This is a genomic window from Staphylococcus sp. IVB6214 (genome assembly GCF_025558585.1).
GTDB lineage: Bacteria > Bacillota > Bacilli > Staphylococcales > Staphylococcaceae > Staphylococcus.
Map to the genome: position 1 here is coordinate 802,731 of NZ_CP094723.1, position 16,875 is coordinate 819,605.

Below are 16,875 nucleotides of genomic sequence, written 5' to 3' on the forward strand. Positions count from 1 at the left end.
GGTAAGTGATGACCGATATTAAAGCTGGTACTTTCAGATATATTGAAAGTGAGATATACAATTTAGAAGCTACAAAGAGAGAGATTAAACGATTGCGTTTAGAGATACTCAATCCAACAAAGAGCGAAGATGAGAATGTAGTCTACGGTCCGCTTCAATCCGGAGAACCAACACGTACTACAGAGATTATGGCAACAAGGCTTATGACAAATAAGATGTTGCGTAACATGGAGGAAATGGTGCAAGCCATTGAACATGCGTATAGTAAGTTACCTGACGATCACAAGAGAGTCGTACAACTAAAGTATTGGTCACCTAACCGAAAAATGAAGATGGAACATATTGCATATGAATGTCACATGCATCGTAACACCGCAGGTAAAATACGCAAGAACTTTGTGAAAGCTGTTGCTTTAGAGGTCGGTATGAAATAGCGATGTGCATCCAGTGTGCATAGAGCGTATTATTTCGTGATATTATGGTAGTGTGCAAGAAAAGCGCATGTCATCTCTTGATCCTTAATCGTATATTCATTCTCTACATTCTTTAGACATCACATGTAGTGGTGTCTTTTTGTATTAAACCATTCCCTCGCTTTTAGACATATGTTATAATATATGTAGGAGGTAAATCAAGATGAGCTCATCAAAAGAAGTTATTAAAAAGATTGAGCAAGACGGATGGTATCTTGTACGAGTGGTCGGTAGCCACCATCATTATAAACATCCAACACGCAAAGGCAAAGTCACTGTTCCGCATCCGAAGAAAGATTTACCACGTGGAACAGAGCGCTCAATCTTGAAGCAAGCAGGACTGTTATAGTCCTCTTGCATCTTCTTGATTTGGAGGGATAAATATGAGATATCATTTCTATGCAGTATTACAGCAAGAAGGTAATGACTATAATGTGTACTTTCCAGACTTACCAGGTGCTATAACATTTGGCAATGACATTGAGGACGCTGTGTTTATGGCACAGGATGCGTTAGAAGGTCACTTGCTAGTGATGGAAGATGACGGTGATGATATACCTACGCCATCTGAATATAAGGAACTCGTCAATAAACTAGAAGTTAACGAGCAGTTACAATTAGTCGCTGTCGATACTAAACTCGTCAGGATAAAAGAAGAGAACAAGACTGTCAATAAGATGGTCACATTGCCGCAGTACATGGTAGTATTGGGTAAACAGAAAGGTATTAACTTTAGTCAGACATTACAGAGAGCATTGAAAGAAGAATTAAACATATAAGATTGTTTTAGCAACATGTACTCTATTGAGACATCACACATTAATTTGTGCGGTGTCTTTTTATATACGATGAAAGGAGATGAAGCGTGATGACAACTGCTTCATATATTTATGACAAGACATGACAATGTTCATAAGAATGGGAGATACACTTATGAGTACGACTGGTTCTATCGATCTAAAGCATGGAGAAAGATTCGAGAGGTTGCATTAGATAGAGATAATCATCTATGCCAAAAATGTTTAGAAGATGGAAAGATAACAGATGCAAAAATTGTCCACCATATAGTTTATGTCGACCAAGATTTCAATAAAGCTTTGAATCTAGACAATTTAATGTCAGTTTGTCAAAAATGCCACAATCAAATACACGCTAAAGATGCGAACTTTAATAATAAAAACAAATATAAAGTTCGTATTTTGGAGATTTAAACGGATGATTGTAAAAGAAGCCCCCCCACCAATGCCCATTTAAAAGGATTTGAGTGGGAGCGAGGCGGGGTCCTCCTGTGCAATCAAGAGCATCTTTTATGAAAGGGGGTAAAGAACCTATGAAATTGACTAAAAAAGAATTGATTAGTTACTTAGACGATTACCAAAAATCTGATGACTTATTAATTAATCTTTATATTGAAACTTATGAATTTTATTGCCGATTACGTGACGAATTGAAAAAATCAGATTTGATGATTGAACACACAAATAAAGCTGGCGCCAGCAACATCGTCAAAAACCCATTAAGCATTGAGCTTACAAAAACAGTACAAACTTTAAATAATTTGCTTAAATCGTTAGGATTAACTGCAGCTCAACGTGAAAAAATTGTACAACAGGAGGTAGGATTTGGTGACTATTAAAATTTTAAACGAGCCTTCACCTAAACTGTTAACTACTTGGTACGCTAAGCAAGTTGTTGAAGGGAAAATGATAGCTAGTGAATACGTAAAAAAAGAATGTGAAAGGCACTTAAGGTATTTAGAAAACGGGGGTACTTGGGTATTTGATGAAGAGTTAGGTCATCGTCCTATAAGGTTCATTGAAAAGTTTTGCAAGCCTTCTAAAGGTGCTAAGCGTCAATTAGTATTACAACCTTGGCAGCATTTTATTATTGGCAGTTTGTTTGGGTGGGTTCATAAAGAAACAAAAGTCCGTCGATTTAAAGAAGCGCTAGTCTTTGTTGGGCGTAAAAATGGTAAAACCACCCTCATATCTGCTCTTTCCAACTATGGAGTAGCTGAAGATGGGGAGAATGGTGCTGAAGTGCATATGTTAGCCAATACTATGAAACAAGCACGTTTATTGTTTGACGAGTCTAAAGCTATGATTCAAGCAAGTCCTAAACTTGCAAAGAATCTAACACCACAAAGAGATGAGATAAAGCATAAAGCTACTTTTTCTAAAATAATGCCACAAGCATCAGATAGTGAAAAGCTTGATGGCTTAAACACTCATATAGGTATTTTTGATGAAATACACGAATTCAAAGACTATAAATTAATTTCAGTCATAAAAAACTCACGCGGTGCAAGAATTCAGCCCTTATTGATTTATATCACGACCGCAGGATATCAGTTAGATGGTCCATTGATCACTATGGTCGAAGCAGGAAGAGATGTATTGAATGGAGTTATTGATGACGAACGTACTTTTTACTATTTAGCTTCATTAGATGACTCTGATAACTTGGACGATTCTACTAACTGGGTTAAGGCTAATCCCAATTTAGGCGTATCAATAAATTTAGATGATATGGAAGAAGAATGGAAAAAAGCGAAACGTGTGCCTGCGGAACGAGGAGATTTCATTACTAAACGTTTTAATATATTCGCTAATAATGACGAGATGGGCTTTATAGATTATGATACGTTGAAAAAGAATAATGATGTTATCTCTTTCGATGAACTAAAAGGGCGTTCGTGTACTATTGGATACGATCTTTCTGAAACAGAAGACTTCACAGCAGCTGTCGCAACTTTTGCGTTAGACGATGGTAGGATAGCAGTTCTTTCGCATTCCTGGATACCAAAACACAAAGTTGAAATGTCTAATGAACGTATACCATACAGAGAGTGGGAAGATGCAGGATTGCTAACTATTCAAGATAAGCCTTATATAGATTATCAAGATGTTTTTGATTGGATACTAAAGATCAATAAACATTATCCTGTTGATAAAATTTGTTATGACAGAGCTAACGCCTATAAGTTGAACCAAGAGTTAAAAAATTATGGGTTTTCTACAGAAGAAACAAGACAAGGTTCATTAACGCTAAGTCCTGCTTTAAAAGACCTAAAAGAGATGTTCCTTGACGGCAAAGTTGTATTTAACAATAACCCGTTAATGAAGTGGTATATCAATAATGTCCAACTCAAAATGGATCGTAATGGTAACTGGCTACCTTCTAAGCAAGGTAGATATCGTAAAATTGATGGTTTTGCCGCTTTATTGAACACTCATACAGACATAATGCATAAAATTGTTAACGAAAATGTAAAAGGTAACATTGAGTTTATAAGTGTTAAAGATTTAAGAAGATAGGAGGTGGCTGAAATCGCAGATAGTATCTTTCAAAAAATCAAGCAAAAACTTGTTGGGAATTGGATAGACAAAACAGTTGATAACATTTATGACTTCTCACCTTGGCGTAATAAGAGTTTTTGGGGCGTCATTAATAATAGCCTAGAGACTAACGAAACCATCTTTGCTGCTGTTACTAAATTATCTAACTCATTAGCAAGTATGCCTATTAAATTGTATGAAAACTACGAGATAATTAATACTGAAGTGTCAGATTTGCTAACAACATCGCCTAACAACTCTCTAAGTAGTTTTGATTTTATAAATCAAATCGAAACAGTGAGAAACGAAAAAGGAAACGCATATGTATTGATTGAAAGAGATATTTTTGCACAACCTAAAAAATTATTCTTGCTTAATCCTGATGTTGTTGAAATGGCAATTGAAAACAATTCGAATGAGCTGTATTTCGTTATACACGCTGCAACAGGTAAACATTTGTATGTGCACAATACAGATATGATGCATTTTAAACATATTGTTGCTTCTAATATGGTTAAAGGAATTAGTCCAATCGATGTTCTTAAGAATACAATGGACTTCGATAAAGCCTTACGCTCTTTCAATTTAAGAGAAATGGATAAACCTGACTCTTTCGTCCTAACTTACGGAAGTAATGTAGACAAAGACAAAAGAAACGAAGTTATCAATGATTTCAAAGCTTTTTATCAAGAAAATGGAGGCATTTTATTCCAAGAACCAGGTGTTACAATAGATCAATTGCCTAGGAAATATGTTTCAGAAGATATTGTTGCATCTGAAAATTTAACTAGAGAGCGCGTAGCAAACGTTTTTCAAATACCGTCAGTGTTTTTAAATGCCGATTCAAAAACTACATTCAGCAAAAATGAGGAATTGAATAGATTCTTTCTACAACACACCTTATTGCCTATCATTAAACAGTATGAAGAAGAATTTAACAGGAAATTATTGACAATAGACGATAGAAAAAAAGGTCGATATTTTAAATTTAATGTTAAATCGTATTTACGTGCTGACAGCGCAACGCAGGCTGATGTGTATTTTAAAGCGTTAAGAAGTGGATATTACACAATTAATGAGATACGTGAGTGGGAAGATTTACCGCCAGTTGAAAACGGCGACAAACCTTTAATTAGTGGGGACTTATACCCTATTGATACGCCATTAGAGATGCGTAAGTCATTGAAAGGTGGTGATACAAATGAAAAGCGATCAAACATACTTCCAAATGAACAAGAAGGCAAATAATAAGGCTGAAATTTACATTTATGGAGATATTGTCAGTAGTAAATGGGACGATAGCGACGTATCGGCAACAGATTTCAAAAAAGCGTTAGATGATTTTGGCGACGTATCTGAAATAGACGTCCATATCAACTCGTCAGGCGGAAATGTTTTTGCGGGACATGCAATTTACAATATGCTAAAAATGCATAAAGCAAAAGTAAATATCTACGTAGATGCATTAGCTGCATCTATTGCAAGTGTTATCGCAATGAGCGGTGACACTATTTTTATGCACAAAAATAGCCTTCTCATGATTCACAACAGTTGGATTATGACGATGGGTAACGCTAAACAGTTGCGTGAGACCGCTGATTTGTTGGATAAAACCGACAAAGCAAGCAACACTAGTTATTTATCTAAAGCAAAAAAACTTTCAGAAGAAGAGCTACAACAAATGCTCGAAGCCGAGACATGGCTGACGGCTGACGAAGCTTTAGAGAAAGGATTTGTTGATGAAATACTAGAGGCTAATGAAATTGCTGCAAGTATCTCTAAAGAACAATATAAGCTGTTTAGACACGTTCCTGAGTCTATTGAACAAGACGTTGATAAGATTACGACTATTGATGATGCGAAGAAAAACGCTATGGTTGAAACACCTAAAGAAACTATGTCAAAAGAAGAAAAAGACGCACGAGAAAAGATTAAAAAAAGCTGCGAAAGCTTAAAAATTATAATGAACTTTTAGGAGGAACATTTAATGACAACATTGTACGAATTAAAACAATCTCTAGGAATGATTGGACAGCAATTAAAAGCTAAAAATGACGAACTAAGCCGAAAAGCGACAGACCCAAATGTAAGCATGGATGATATTAAACAATTAGAAGCTGAAAAAACGAGTTTACAAGACCGTTTTTCTATTGTTGAGCGTCAAGTGGACAGCATTGAGCAAAAGGAAAAGGCAAAAGCCCAAAAACAAGGAGAAGGAAATGCATATCAATCTTTGAATAAAGACGAACAACTCGTAAAAGCAAAAGCTGAGTTCTATCGTCATGCTTTATTACCAAACGAGTTCTCAAAGCCTTCAACAGAAGCACAACGTTTATTGCATGCCTTACCAACTGGCAATGATTCAGGCGGAGATAAATTACTGCCAAAAACGTTATCAAAAGAAATTGTGTCTGAACCGTTTGCTAAAAACCAATTACGTGAGAAAGCTCGTCTGACAAATATCAAAGGGTTAGAAATCCCACGTATCTCGTTCACATTGGACGATGATAACTTTATTACAGACGTTGAAACTGCAAAAGAATTGAAGTTGAAAGGCGATACTGTAAAGTTTGGTACAAACAAATTTAAAGTGTTTTCTGCTATTTCTGATACTGTTATTCACGGCTCAGATGTAGATTTAGTCAATTGGGTTGAAAATGCATTACAGTCAGGTTTAGCTGCAAAAGAGCGTAAAGATGCTTTTGCTACTTCTCCAGCTTCGGGGTTAGAACACATGTCATTCTATAATGGTAAAATCCAAGAGGTAGAAGGCACGGATGTTTATGAAGCAATCTTAAATGCTTTAGCAGACTTACATGAAGATTATCGTGAGAATGCAACTATTTACATGCGTTACACGGACTATTTGAAAATTGTAAAAATCTTATCAAACGGGACTACAAACTTCTTTGATGCTCCGGCTGAAAAAGTGTTTGGCAAACCTGTTGTATTTACAGATGCGGCAGTCAAGCCAATTGTTGGAGATTTTAACTACTTTGGCATTAACTATGATGGTACAACTTACGATACTGATAAAGATGTCAAAAAAGGAGAATACCTATTTGTGTTAACTGCTTGGTACGATCAACAACGCACACTTGATAGTGCATTCCGTATTGCTAAAGTAAATCCCAGCTAAACCCCCAAAAGCTGAAGAGAACAGTGAGGTATTAGGCGCTCCAGAAACAGAGAGCGATGATACGCATGACGTTCCTGAAGTATAGGGGGCTATCATATGGGTTTAGAAGAAATCAAGCAATGGTTGTATATTGACCACAATTTAGATGATAAATTGATTGAAACTTTGATAGCATCAGCAGAATCTGAATTAGAATTGAGCGGAGTACCACAATATTCGAAAGATGATAAGGGGTACCCGCTTTATTGCATTGCTATCAGATACATTATTGCGCGAGATTTTGAAACACGAGGTTTCATTGAAAGCAATTCTTATAATAAACAATTCAATGAAAAAGCATTGAAAAGTATGATATTGAAGTTAAAGAATTGGTAAGGTGGCGGTATTTTGAAATTCAATGAGTTTAAAGACCAAGTAGAATTTTTTACTACGATGTCTAACGGACCTGAAACGTTTGATGAAAGTACTATATCTTTCTATAAATCAAGATGTTTAGTTTATGATCCGACAGAAAAAGATTACAGACTGGGTAATTTAGAGCTATCTAATAAAGTTGTAACTCTTATTCTAAGACAGCCACCCAAAGGTATAAATGCTCATACTGCTAATTTTTTAGAGTTGAAGACAGGTATGTATAAAAACCAACGTTTTGACATCAAGCATGTAGGTAGGACATTTGATAACTATTTGAAAATTGTAGGTGAATCAGAATGGCAGTAAAGTTTAGTAAAGCAGGGAGAAAATCAGGCGTGCATTTTGACGACAAAGAAGTTATGGACTACTTAACACGTAAAGTTGGACCGACAAAAATGCGCAAAATTTTTGATTTAGCATTAGAAGAAGCAGGTCAAATCGTGCTAGATACAGTTAAATCAAACATACGTCACTTTCGATATACAGGAGCCGAACACGGAGAGGTAAAACTGTCTAAACCGAAATGGGAAGGCGATAAAAGAGCAGTTTCCATTTATTGGGAAGGTGAAAAAGACCGTTATAAAGTAGTCCATTTAAATGAGAAAGGATTTAGGATGGTAAATGGTAAATTCTTCAAACCAAAAGGCTTTGGTTCTATTGATAGAGCTATGCGCTCTGCTAGGGAGAGTTATTATAAAAAAATCAAAGAAGAAATTGAGAAACACATATGATTGACGTGTTAACACATGTGCGGGATTTACTTATATCTGATGAATCCTTATCTCAAAAGGTTGTCAGTCAGGATATACATTTTACCAAGACGCCTGATGCCCAAAATATAACACGCCCTACTATAGTTCTGGATGAATATGATGACCCAATCCCTGAAACGCACTCAGATGGCGAAAGGATTGCCTATAATTATGCTTTTCAAGTAGACGTGTATGTTAATGTCTCTGTTGAACATAATGCGAGAACGCTGCGCAATGAACTTTCAAATTTGATTAGTGAAATCCTGTGGAAGTCAGACAAGATTAAGCTTACTTCAAATTTAGGAAATGAATATGATGAAAAATTCGGCCTATACCGCTCTACTAGACGGTATGAGGCTATTTTTTATGATGAAAATTATTAGGAGGAATTTTAATGGTAAACTATGCAAAAACGCCTAAGGCGTATATCAATATCAAAGATTTAGGATTTGCTTTGTTGAAACAAGATGAGCCTGACGGCACAATCAAGTATGAAAAGATTACACAGACACGAGGTCTTCAAGAGATTTCGGTAGAAACAGGCGGAGAAGTGCAGAACGCATACGCTGATGGAGGTATTATTGAATCTGGTAATACTGATGGCGAAGGCAAAATCAGTATGACAATGCATGCTTTCCCGAAAGAAATTCGTGAATTGATCTTTAATGAAATTTACGATGAAAAAGGGGTATATTCAGAAGAACAAGGTAAACAGAACAACTATGTTGCTGTTTGGTTCAAACGTGAACGCAGAGACGGCACATTCCAACGTGTAGGTTTAACAAAAGTTATGTTCTCTGACCCACAAGTTGAAGGGAAAACTGCAGAAGAAAACTGGGAATTCAGTTCAGAGGAATCTGAAGGCGTTGCAATGCACCGTATTGCTGACGGTAAGCGTAAAATTATGTTTGATTCAGCGCTAGAAGGTGCTGACGAAAAAGAGTTTTTCAAACGTTTACTAGGCAATGAAAATGGTCTGGACCAAGTTGAAGAAGCTTCTGACACAGAAGAAGTGCCATCTGTATAATAGGATCAATAGGCGACTTTTGCACAGTCGCCTATTTTGTATACAAAAATATTGACAGTGAAGGAGTATTAATATGGCAAAATTTAAAGTTTTAAAATCTAGCAAGGACAAGAAGACACAGGAATTGTTCAAACAAGGCGAAACAATCGAAAAAACTGTTAAATACATTAAAGAACATGAGAAGAAGATACAAGAAGCGGGATACGAACTGCCGTTTTTTGAAAGATTAGATAAATAAGGAGAGTGCCAAAATGGCTAATAAATTAAAACGTAATTACATCCAATTAGTAGAAAATCCAAACGCAGAAGAAATCAAATTAGAAACATTTTTAACACCTCACTTTATTCCGTTAGATGTACTTTATGAAGCCATCGACATCATGGCAGAATTAGAGCAAGTCGAGACAGGCGAGAAAGAAATGTCATTTAAAGAGCAACTTGATAAGTTGATTGATATTGTCGTAAAGATTTACGGAAAACAATTGACGAAAAAAGACATTAAAACACGTTTACATGCACCTGATGCTTTAGATTCACTACAAAAACAAGTTGAGTTTATTGCTAATGGTCAACAAGATGAAGAAACAAAAAAGTTTATTCGGAGCATCAGTTAAAGCAAATTAAAGACGAAGATTTGACTTATCAAGGTATGCTAAAAAATTTAGATATTGTCATAAGAGATTTGATTAAGGAAGGCAAAGATATAAATGATGTGTTAAAAATGCCTTTCTACTATGTACTGCAAATTCTCGATGAACGACATACTAATAAAGTTATATCTGATACTAAAGCTGATGCGATACTAAGTGCACTATAAGGGGCTACAAGCTCCTTTATTTTTTTTTGAGAGAGGAGGTTAAAGACATATGACTAATGACGTTAGAGGTTTCTCTATTTTAATGGATATGGAAGACGTTGGCGTAAAGAGAACCTTAAACCAAATCAAATCTCAATTTAGAACTTTGAGTACTGAAATGAGACGATCTTCCAATGATTTTGCACATACAGATAAGTCTATGGCTAGTTTGAAACAACGCTCTAAAGAATTGGCTAAAGGTATTCAGGTTACAGAAAACTCCATGAAGGATATCGAAGCTCAGTTAAAGAAGATGTCTAAAGAAGAGCAACAGACGAGCGTTCACGCAGAACGTTTACGAACCGAGTATAGTAAACATCATAGAGCTTTGAATATGTACAAACGCCAACTGACCGAAACTGATAATGAGCTACGTCGATTTACGCTGCGGCAAAAACAAGGTATTTCAACAATGGCAGAAATACGTGCAAAGATGCAAAGTTTTAATGACATTCTTTCTTTATCTCGAAGCAATTTGTCACGAGCTGGAAAAACTACACAAGCTTATGAAGCACATATATCTGAATTAAATAACACTATGAAGAAACAACAGCTAATCGTGCAGAATCTAAATAGACAGTATGATTTCATAGTGAAATCTCAAGGAAAAAATAGCAAAGAAGCACGTGAATTAGCGAGCGCTATTACACAGCAGAAAATTAAGATGAATGAATTAGAGTCTGAAATCAAACAGACTTCTACGGAGTATAAACGTCTTTCTGTTGAGCAGCAAAGAGCACAAAGATTAAGCGCTACAGCTTTTGGCAGAGGAGTTCAATCCGTTAACAAATATAAGGACTCTATTAGCAGTATCAGCAGTACAATGCGTTCTGTAGGTTCAGGGGCATTTATCTATATGACTTTACCTGCAGTTGCAGCGATGGGCGGAGCTATTAAATCTTCAATTGAATGGGAACAAGCTCTAGCAGGTGTTGCTAAGACGACTAATTTGTCCGGTCGCGAATTGAACAATATGGGCAAAGAAATTACAGACATGAGTAACAAATTGCCATTTGCTGCTAGCGAAGTTGCTGGAGTAGCTGAAGCGGCAGGGCAATTAGGTGTGAAGAAGAAAGATATAACAGCCTTTACTAAAACCATGCTTGATTTAGGCGTAGCGACTAACCTTACATCAGAAGAAGCGGCCACTGAATTCGCAAGATTCGCTAATGCTGCAAAAATGCCTATCAAAGATGTCGACAGACTGGGGAGTACGGTAACAGCTCTTGGTAATTCGACTGCTACAACTGAAAAAGAGATTGTAGAAATGGCGCAACGTTTAGCAGGTGCGGGTGCACAAGCAGGTTTTAGTGCTGATGAAATTATGAGTATATCGGCTGCTATGAGTAGTGTAGGTATTGAGTCAGAAGCCGGCGGGACAGCTATGACTCAAATTTTCAATAAGATGACTAAGGCTATTGCTGAAGGTGGAGGCACGTTAGACAGTTTTGCTAAGACTTCAGGCGTAAGTGCAGAACAGTTTGCACAAGCATGGGAAAACAACCCATCTAAAGCCTTATCGATGTTTGTTGAAGGTTTATCTAAAACAGAAGGCGGAGCTAAAGGAGTATTAAAAGCTCTTGATGACGTCGGAATTAAAGGTATTCGTGAAGCAGATACAATTCGTCGTATGGCAAACAATCACAAAGTGCTTGATAACGCTTTAAAGACAGGCGCTGAAGGTTGGAAAAAGAACACCGCCTTAACTAAAGAAGCAGGCGTCCGTTACGAGACAATGGGCTCTAAATTAAAGATTCTAAAAAACACTTTTATCAACTTCTTAAGAACAATTGGCGATGCTTTCGCACCAATTATCATAAAAGTATCAGATGCTCTTACCGCGCTGTTTAAACGTCTCCAGAATACAAGCGACATTACTAAGATTGTCATTACAGCCTTTACTTTAATGGCTGCTGCAATACCCCCGTTACTCATCGGTGCAGGTTTACTAGGAAGTGCGATTACTAATATAGCTCAAGCAGCTATTTTCTTAAATGGCACAAAAGGTGGGGCAACCTTTTTTAGACTGTTTAATGGGGGTATCAAATCCGCATTGCCTAAGATAGGGCAATTAATCACTAAAATACCAATGATTGGCGGAGCAGTTACAGCTTTATCCGGTCCAATTGGTTGGGCTATTGCAGCAGTAGTTGCTATTGGTGCAGCATTCGTAGTCGCTTATAAAAAAGTTGACTGGTTTAGAGAGGGGATAGACGGTCTTGTAGATGTTATCAAAGTCTTTGGGGGTAAAATTCTGTCAGGATTGACGAATACAGTGAAAGGTGCTGTCAAACACTTCAAAGACTGGCGAGATAGTCTACCTAAAGATGACTCATTGAAAAAGAGCGCTGTTGCACTAGACGTATATAAATCTGGATTTAAAAAATTCATGAAGGTGCTCGCTTCGGCTAAAGATAAGGCTACAGATGTTAGTGATGCTCTAGGTTCAGGGGTTTCAAAAAGCACTAAAAAAGCACTAGAAGGTTTTGTGAAGTACTCTGAAGACTCGGATAAAATCTTAGCTAAGATTAAAAACAACCATGGTCGTATTACTTCTGAAGAGAAAACAGAACTGATTAACATCCAAAAAAGTATGACAGATGAACTCGTTAACCAGTTAAACATCCGAGCTGAAAAGCAACGGAATATTCAAGTGGAAGTTTTTAAACAGAATAACGGATTGACCGCAAAACATGAACGAGAAATTATGGAGCGCTCTAAAAAGCAATTTGCGACAAGCGAAGCTAGGATTAGAGAAATCAGCGCACGTATACAAGAACTTGTAGATAAGCAAGCTAAAGATGGTAAATTAACTGCCCGAGAAATGAAAGAGTTGAACAAGTTATATGACGAACAGCGAGACTTAGCTGTTGGCACATTAAGTTCAACACATAAAGAGCAAGAGCGTATTTTATCGGTAATGTCAGCTAACAGAGAAGCTTATGGTCTGAAAGAAGCAGAATCTATCGTAAAAAATGCAGTGAAAGCAAGAGATGTAGCCAAGAAAGAAAATCAGAAACGCTATGACCAAGAAGTAGATAACATTAACCAGATGGTCGGATTATCTGAAGATGAGAAGAAACGTCTTCTTCAAAATGCTCAAGATAGATATGATCAGGCAAATCAAAAGGCTGATGAGAACCATCAGAAAATTATTGGTGGGGTTAAGAAGAATAACCAAGAAATTGAGACTGAAATGGATCTATCAAATGGCAGGGTTTATTCTAACTCTGAAAAATGGTGGAACCGAACGCTATTCTTCTTACAAAACCTGTGGGGTCAAACAAGGCTCTTATGGGATGTTTTTACGATATGGTTTACGACATCTGTCAACAACATCTGGAAGTCTATTAGCGATAAATGGAAAGCCATAAAAGACTATACTGCATACGTCTGGGAAAATGTAAAAAGCACAGTCACTGGTAAAGCTTCAAGGCTTTGGAACGGCGTTAGACGTACTTGGGATGCTTTATGGAGCAGAACACGTTCTATTTTTAGCAGAGTAAGGTCATGGTTGGCTAATACGTGGAAAAATATCAGACGTTCAGTCACTGGTAAAGCTTCAAGGCTTTGGAACGGCGTTAGACGTACTTGGGATGCTTTATGGAGCAGAACACGTTCTATTTTTAGAAGTGTAAGGTCATGGTTGGCTAATACGTGGGAAAATATCAGACGTTCAGTCACTGGTAAAGCTTCAAGGCTTTGGAACGGCGTTAGACGTACTTGGGATGCTTTATGGAGCAGAACACGTTCTATTTTTAGAAGTGTAAGGTCATGGTTAATTAACACATGGAACGCTATTTATCGTTCTGTAACAGGTATAGCAGGGAATTTATGGCGAAGTGTGCGTCGAACGTTCAATAATATGGCCAGTGGTTTGAAATCAATCATCGGTAGAATCAAAGGTCATATTACTGGCATGGTCAATGCTGTTAAACGTGGTTTGAATAAATTAATAGATGGTATTAACTGGGTTGGAGGTAAAGTAGGGTTATCTAAAATACCTCGTTTCTCAACTGGTACTACACACACGACAACGCACAATGTTGTTACTAACGGCAAAGTTAACGATGATACGTTAGCGGTTGTTGGCGACAAAGGTCGTGGTAATGGATCAAATGGATTTAGACATGAAATGATTCGTTACCCAAATGGTAATATGGTTGTTACGCCTGATACTGACACACTGACAATGTTACCTAAAGGTAGTGAAGTGTACAGCGGTAAGCAAACCCAAGAATTTTTAAGCCCTACTAACAGCAAAATTCCTAAAGGACTTCCAAGATTTTCTAAAGGAACTGGTGCAGGTAGTATTTTAGATCGAGTAACTGATGTGATAGACAACGCAACTGCGTTTGGCAGAGATATTTTTGAATTTGCTAAGTCACCAGGTAGATTAGTAAAATTAATGCTTGATAAATTTGGTGTTAGTTTCAATCACCTGAAAGGTTCGCTATTCAGAGATTTTATGAATGCCGCTTTAAGAACTTTGACAAGGTCTATTACAGGTATTTTCAAAAAGGCTCTCGAAGAAGGAGAAATGGGTGGCGACGGCTCATCATTCACAAAATATACAAAGACAACGCCTTACTCACCAGGTGGTCCCGTACCAGGATATGGTTTTAATGGTGGTCGACATTATGGTATCGACTATGCAACTCCAGTGGGTACAGTACTAAGAGCGACTCGTAGTGGTACTGTAAGCAGACAATACAATCACGGCGGCGGACTAGTTGCTAGGTTGGTTGCTGGGAAGTTTGCTGAATATTTTCTTCATCTATCAAGTATTATTAAAACAGGACGTGTCAGAAAAGGGCAGCCGTTTGCTAGAACGGGTAACAGTGGCGCGTGGACGACGGGTCCGCACTTACATTACCAAGTTGAATCACCGCCTTCTGCATCTTTAACAAACCGTAACACTATAAACCCAGAAGTCTTTTTACGCGGTAAAAAGTATGCTACTGGTGGCTTAGTGCATAACGGCTTATATCGTTTGGGTGAAGAAGGTTACCCTGAGTGGGTAATTCCAACTGATCCCGCACGTGCAAGTGACGCAGCTAAACTACTAGCTTTGGCTAGTAAAGACATCAGTAAGAATAAACGTCCTAAAAACTTTAGTAATAGTGCAATTGGTAATGAAAGTGGCACTAGTAAACTCGAAAGTAAGTTAGACGTTATGATAGCACTGCTTACTAAATTAGTAGGTTCTAACGAAAACATTGCTGATAAAGATTACACACCAGTGATCGATACCTTTGGTTTAGCGGACTTTATCAATTTAACAATAGATAAGCGTGAGCGCACAAATGCACGACAAAATAAATTCAAAAGTGGGGGTGCTTTAATTTAATGAATGATACTATCAAAGTTAATAACAAGGCACTGTCTTGGCTTTATGTTCAAAGGGGGTTCCAAATCCCCTCTTTTAATTTTGAAATTGAAACAGAAAAGGTAGATGGCCGTGCAGGTTCAGTTTTTAAAAGACGCCAATTATCTGAATATCGGTTTGAATTACCATTGGTTATTCACAACGATAAATTAGCGTCAGAAGGCATCAAATCATATGACGACATCAACAACGCACTTACTAAGTTTTTTGATTACGATGAAGCGGTTAAGTTACAGTTTAAATCTAAAGATTGGTACTGGAATGCACGATTCGAAGGTCCTTTTGAAATCAACAATAAGACAGAAAACAACATCAATGTTGTGAATGTCAAAGTAGTTTTAACAGATCCCTACAAATATTCTGCAACTGGTAACACCAATACAGCAATTGGTGACGCAGTATCTGTTGTAAATTTAGGTACTGCACCAACACCAATTACCGTCGAAGCTAGAGCATTAAAAGATAGCACGAACTTTATGATTGCCAATGGGGATAAAGATTATTTTATGATTGGTAAATCAGAAGATGCTGAAAAAACGACAAAAGATGTATCACCTTACCTTTTTAACGATGAATTTAATAAAAATGGCATTGGTAACTGGGCGTATATGCCAAATGACACAAGCTTTGGTCCATACCTAGATGGTGGTGATGCAATGGGTGGTCGTCTAAAAGTAATGGAAGGAAATGAAAGTATTTACCCATATACGTGGGGGAACAACACTAAAACAGGTTGGCACGGAGCGGCTATATACAAGTCACTTAATCGATCAATTCAAGATTTTAGAATTCGGTTCAAACTGTCGGTACGTCAATATTTAGGTATTGGCACAAGTAAATCAGTTGCATATTTAGTTGATGAGAACAATAGAACGCAATTTAGTGTTGTGTATGTTAACACAAGGGCAAATAGTAATAACTCAAAAATTGTTGTTTTCGCTTATGATGAGCATGGAAGCGCCCGAAAGATATACACACGTGACGTGCCTATCACATACAAAAAACGTAAATATATTCATCCGTTTATGTTTTTAGAAAGAAAAGGCAATAATTTGAAGGTTACTAGCTTTTTTTATGATTTATACAAAGATCCCAAACGAAAAAAACCACTCGGGAAAGATGAACGTGTGATTATTGATCGTGGTAATTTGTACCAACGTAAAGTACGCATAGCACGTTTGTATTCCGGGAAATATGCTAAATACGCTAAAAGTTTATATGCTTCTTTGTTAGGGTTTAGCATACAAGAATTGTTACCGAACAGCGAAGATATTACGCCTATCGTAATCCGAAGTGGCGATGATATTATGATTGATACACGTCAGAAGTTAGTAACAATCAACGATGAAAACGCATTACATCTCAAAGATTTGGGTTCAAATTATCTTAATATTGATGCGGGCACATCTGAACTAGTCATATATCCACCTGAAACTTTTGACACAACAGTTAAATGGCAAGATAGATTTTTATAGGAAGGGGGGAAT

Annotated in this window: 19 protein-coding genes; all 19 read left to right on the forward strand. The window is 37.1% G+C overall.

Annotation, left to right across the window (positions count from 1 at the left end; translation table 11 throughout):
* The first annotated feature begins 8 nt into the window (after nt 1–8).
* The 19 genes from MUA51_RS03955 to MUA51_RS04040 all read left to right on the forward strand — a co-directional run bounded on the left by MUA51_RS03955 (nt 9) and on the right by MUA51_RS04040 (nt 16,863).
* Complete coding sequence (locus tag MUA51_RS03955) at nt 9–434, forward strand: transcriptional regulator (protein ID WP_262560562.1); 426 nt, start codon at nt 9–11, stop codon at nt 432–434.
* Between the two features lie 202 nt (nt 435–636).
* Entirely contained in the window at nt 637–822 is a 186-nt protein-coding gene (locus MUA51_RS03960; RefSeq protein ID WP_037567940.1) for a type II toxin-antitoxin system HicA family toxin, read from the forward strand.
* A gap of 34 nt (nt 823–856) precedes the next feature.
* Nucleotides 857–1,252 (forward strand): type II toxin-antitoxin system HicB family antitoxin, encoded by a 396-nt coding sequence (locus MUA51_RS03965; RefSeq protein ID WP_262560563.1) that lies wholly within the window; start codon nt 857–859, stop codon nt 1,250–1,252.
* 111 nt (nt 1,253–1,363) lie between these two features.
* On the forward strand, nt 1,364–1,684 hold the full coding sequence (locus tag MUA51_RS03970; protein WP_262560565.1) for an HNH endonuclease: 321 nt from the start codon (nt 1,364–1,366) through the stop codon (nt 1,682–1,684).
* 119 nt (nt 1,685–1,803) lie between these two features.
* On the forward strand, nt 1,804–2,109 hold the full coding sequence (locus tag MUA51_RS03975; RefSeq protein ID WP_262560566.1) for a P27 family phage terminase small subunit: 306 nt from the start codon (nt 1,804–1,806) through the stop codon (nt 2,107–2,109).
* A complete protein-coding gene (locus MUA51_RS03980; protein WP_262560567.1) occupies nt 2,099–3,790 on the forward strand; it encodes a terminase large subunit in 1,692 nt (563 codons plus the stop codon). The genes MUA51_RS03975 and MUA51_RS03980 overlap by 11 nt, the downstream gene beginning before the upstream one ends.
* A gap of 3 nt (nt 3,791–3,793) precedes the next feature.
* Nucleotides 3,794–5,059, forward strand: coding sequence for a phage portal protein (locus MUA51_RS03985; RefSeq protein ID WP_262560568.1), 1,266 nt, complete (start codon nt 3,794–3,796; stop codon nt 5,057–5,059).
* Nucleotides 5,013–5,786 (forward strand): head maturation protease, ClpP-related, encoded by a 774-nt coding sequence (locus MUA51_RS03990; protein WP_262560569.1) that lies wholly within the window; start codon nt 5,013–5,015, stop codon nt 5,784–5,786. Before MUA51_RS03985 ends, MUA51_RS03990 begins: the two co-directional genes overlap by 47 nt.
* Nucleotides 5,787–5,798: 12 nt before the next feature.
* On the forward strand, nt 5,799–6,950 hold the full coding sequence (locus MUA51_RS03995; protein ID WP_262560570.1) for a phage major capsid protein: 1,152 nt from the start codon (nt 5,799–5,801) through the stop codon (nt 6,948–6,950).
* Between the two features lie 96 nt (nt 6,951–7,046).
* Complete coding sequence (locus MUA51_RS04000) at nt 7,047–7,325, forward strand: head-tail connector protein (protein ID WP_262560571.1); 279 nt, start codon at nt 7,047–7,049, stop codon at nt 7,323–7,325.
* Between the two features lie 12 nt (nt 7,326–7,337).
* Nucleotides 7,338–7,670: a hypothetical protein gene (locus MUA51_RS04005; RefSeq protein ID WP_262560572.1), complete on the forward strand. Its 333-nt coding sequence runs from the start codon at nt 7,338–7,340 to the stop codon at nt 7,668–7,670.
* Nucleotides 7,661–8,095: a hypothetical protein gene (locus MUA51_RS04010; RefSeq protein ID WP_262560573.1), complete on the forward strand. Its 435-nt coding sequence runs from the start codon at nt 7,661–7,663 to the stop codon at nt 8,093–8,095. The genes MUA51_RS04005 and MUA51_RS04010 overlap by 10 nt, the downstream gene beginning before the upstream one ends.
* Entirely contained in the window at nt 8,092–8,499 is a 408-nt protein-coding gene (locus MUA51_RS04015) for a hypothetical protein (protein ID WP_262560574.1), read from the forward strand. Before MUA51_RS04010 ends, MUA51_RS04015 begins: the two co-directional genes overlap by 4 nt.
* Nucleotides 8,500–8,510: 11 nt before the next feature.
* Entirely contained in the window at nt 8,511–9,143 is a 633-nt protein-coding gene (locus MUA51_RS04020; protein WP_262560575.1) for a major tail protein, read from the forward strand.
* A 73-nt stretch (nt 9,144–9,216) separates the two neighbouring features.
* The gene (locus tag MUA51_RS04025) at nt 9,217–9,381 is read left to right on the forward strand and encodes a hypothetical protein (protein WP_262560577.1); all 165 of its coding nucleotides are present in this window, start codon (nt 9,217–9,219) and stop codon (nt 9,379–9,381) included.
* Between the two features lie 13 nt (nt 9,382–9,394).
* Nucleotides 9,395–9,757 (forward strand): phage tail assembly chaperone G, encoded by a 363-nt coding sequence (gene gpG / locus MUA51_RS04030; RefSeq protein WP_262560578.1) that lies wholly within the window; start codon nt 9,395–9,397, stop codon nt 9,755–9,757.
* A 35-nt stretch (nt 9,758–9,792) separates the two neighbouring features.
* Entirely contained in the window at nt 9,793–9,960 is a 168-nt protein-coding gene (gpGT, locus tag MUA51_RS10865; protein ID WP_481906619.1) for a phage tail assembly chaperone GT, read from the forward strand.
* A 49-nt stretch (nt 9,961–10,009) separates the two neighbouring features.
* A complete protein-coding gene (locus MUA51_RS04035) occupies nt 10,010–15,349 on the forward strand; it encodes a phage tail tape measure protein (protein WP_262560579.1) in 5,340 nt (1,779 codons plus the stop codon).
* On the forward strand, nt 15,349–16,863 hold the full coding sequence (locus MUA51_RS04040) for a distal tail protein Dit (protein WP_262560580.1): 1,515 nt from the start codon (nt 15,349–15,351) through the stop codon (nt 16,861–16,863). The genes MUA51_RS04035 and MUA51_RS04040 overlap by 1 nt, the downstream gene beginning before the upstream one ends.
* Nucleotides 16,864–16,875: the final 12 nt, after the last annotated feature.

What these genes read in the sequence shown, in the direction of transcription:
- MUA51_RS04015 (WP_262560574.1), top strand. Translation starts at nt 8,092, where the DNA reads ATGATTGACGTGTTAACACATGTGCGGGATTTACTTATATCTGATGAA.
- MUA51_RS04035 (WP_262560579.1), top strand. Translation starts at nt 10,010, where the DNA reads ATGACTAATGACGTTAGAGGTTTCTCTATTTTAATGGATATGGAAGAC.
- MUA51_RS03995 (WP_262560570.1), top strand. Translation starts at nt 5,799, where the DNA reads ATGACAACATTGTACGAATTAAAACAATCTCTAGGAATGATTGGACAG.
- MUA51_RS04010 (WP_262560573.1), top strand. Translation starts at nt 7,661, where the DNA reads ATGGCAGTAAAGTTTAGTAAAGCAGGGAGAAAATCAGGCGTGCATTTT.
- gpG (WP_262560578.1), top strand. Translation starts at nt 9,395, where the DNA reads ATGGCTAATAAATTAAAACGTAATTACATCCAATTAGTAGAAAATCCA.
- MUA51_RS04040 (WP_262560580.1), top strand. Translation starts at nt 15,349, where the DNA reads ATGAATGATACTATCAAAGTTAATAACAAGGCACTGTCTTGGCTTTAT.
- MUA51_RS04020 (WP_262560575.1), top strand. Translation starts at nt 8,511, where the DNA reads ATGGTAAACTATGCAAAAACGCCTAAGGCGTATATCAATATCAAAGAT.
- MUA51_RS04025 (WP_262560577.1), top strand. Translation starts at nt 9,217, where the DNA reads ATGGCAAAATTTAAAGTTTTAAAATCTAGCAAGGACAAGAAGACACAG.
- MUA51_RS03955 (WP_262560562.1), top strand. Translation starts at nt 9, where the DNA reads ATGACCGATATTAAAGCTGGTACTTTCAGATATATTGAAAGTGAGATA.
- MUA51_RS03965 (WP_262560563.1), top strand. Translation starts at nt 857, where the DNA reads ATGAGATATCATTTCTATGCAGTATTACAGCAAGAAGGTAATGACTAT.
- MUA51_RS03960 (WP_037567940.1), top strand. Translation starts at nt 637, where the DNA reads ATGAGCTCATCAAAAGAAGTTATTAAAAAGATTGAGCAAGACGGATGG.
- MUA51_RS04000 (WP_262560571.1), top strand. Translation starts at nt 7,047, where the DNA reads ATGGGTTTAGAAGAAATCAAGCAATGGTTGTATATTGACCACAATTTA.
- MUA51_RS03990 (WP_262560569.1), top strand. Translation starts at nt 5,013, where the DNA reads ATGAAAAGCGATCAAACATACTTCCAAATGAACAAGAAGGCAAATAAT.
- gpGT (WP_481906619.1), top strand. Translation starts at nt 9,793, where the DNA reads ATGCTAAAAAATTTAGATATTGTCATAAGAGATTTGATTAAGGAAGGC.
- MUA51_RS03975 (WP_262560566.1), top strand. Translation starts at nt 1,804, where the DNA reads ATGAAATTGACTAAAAAAGAATTGATTAGTTACTTAGACGATTACCAA.
- MUA51_RS03970 (WP_262560565.1), top strand. Translation starts at nt 1,364, where the DNA reads ATGACAAGACATGACAATGTTCATAAGAATGGGAGATACACTTATGAG.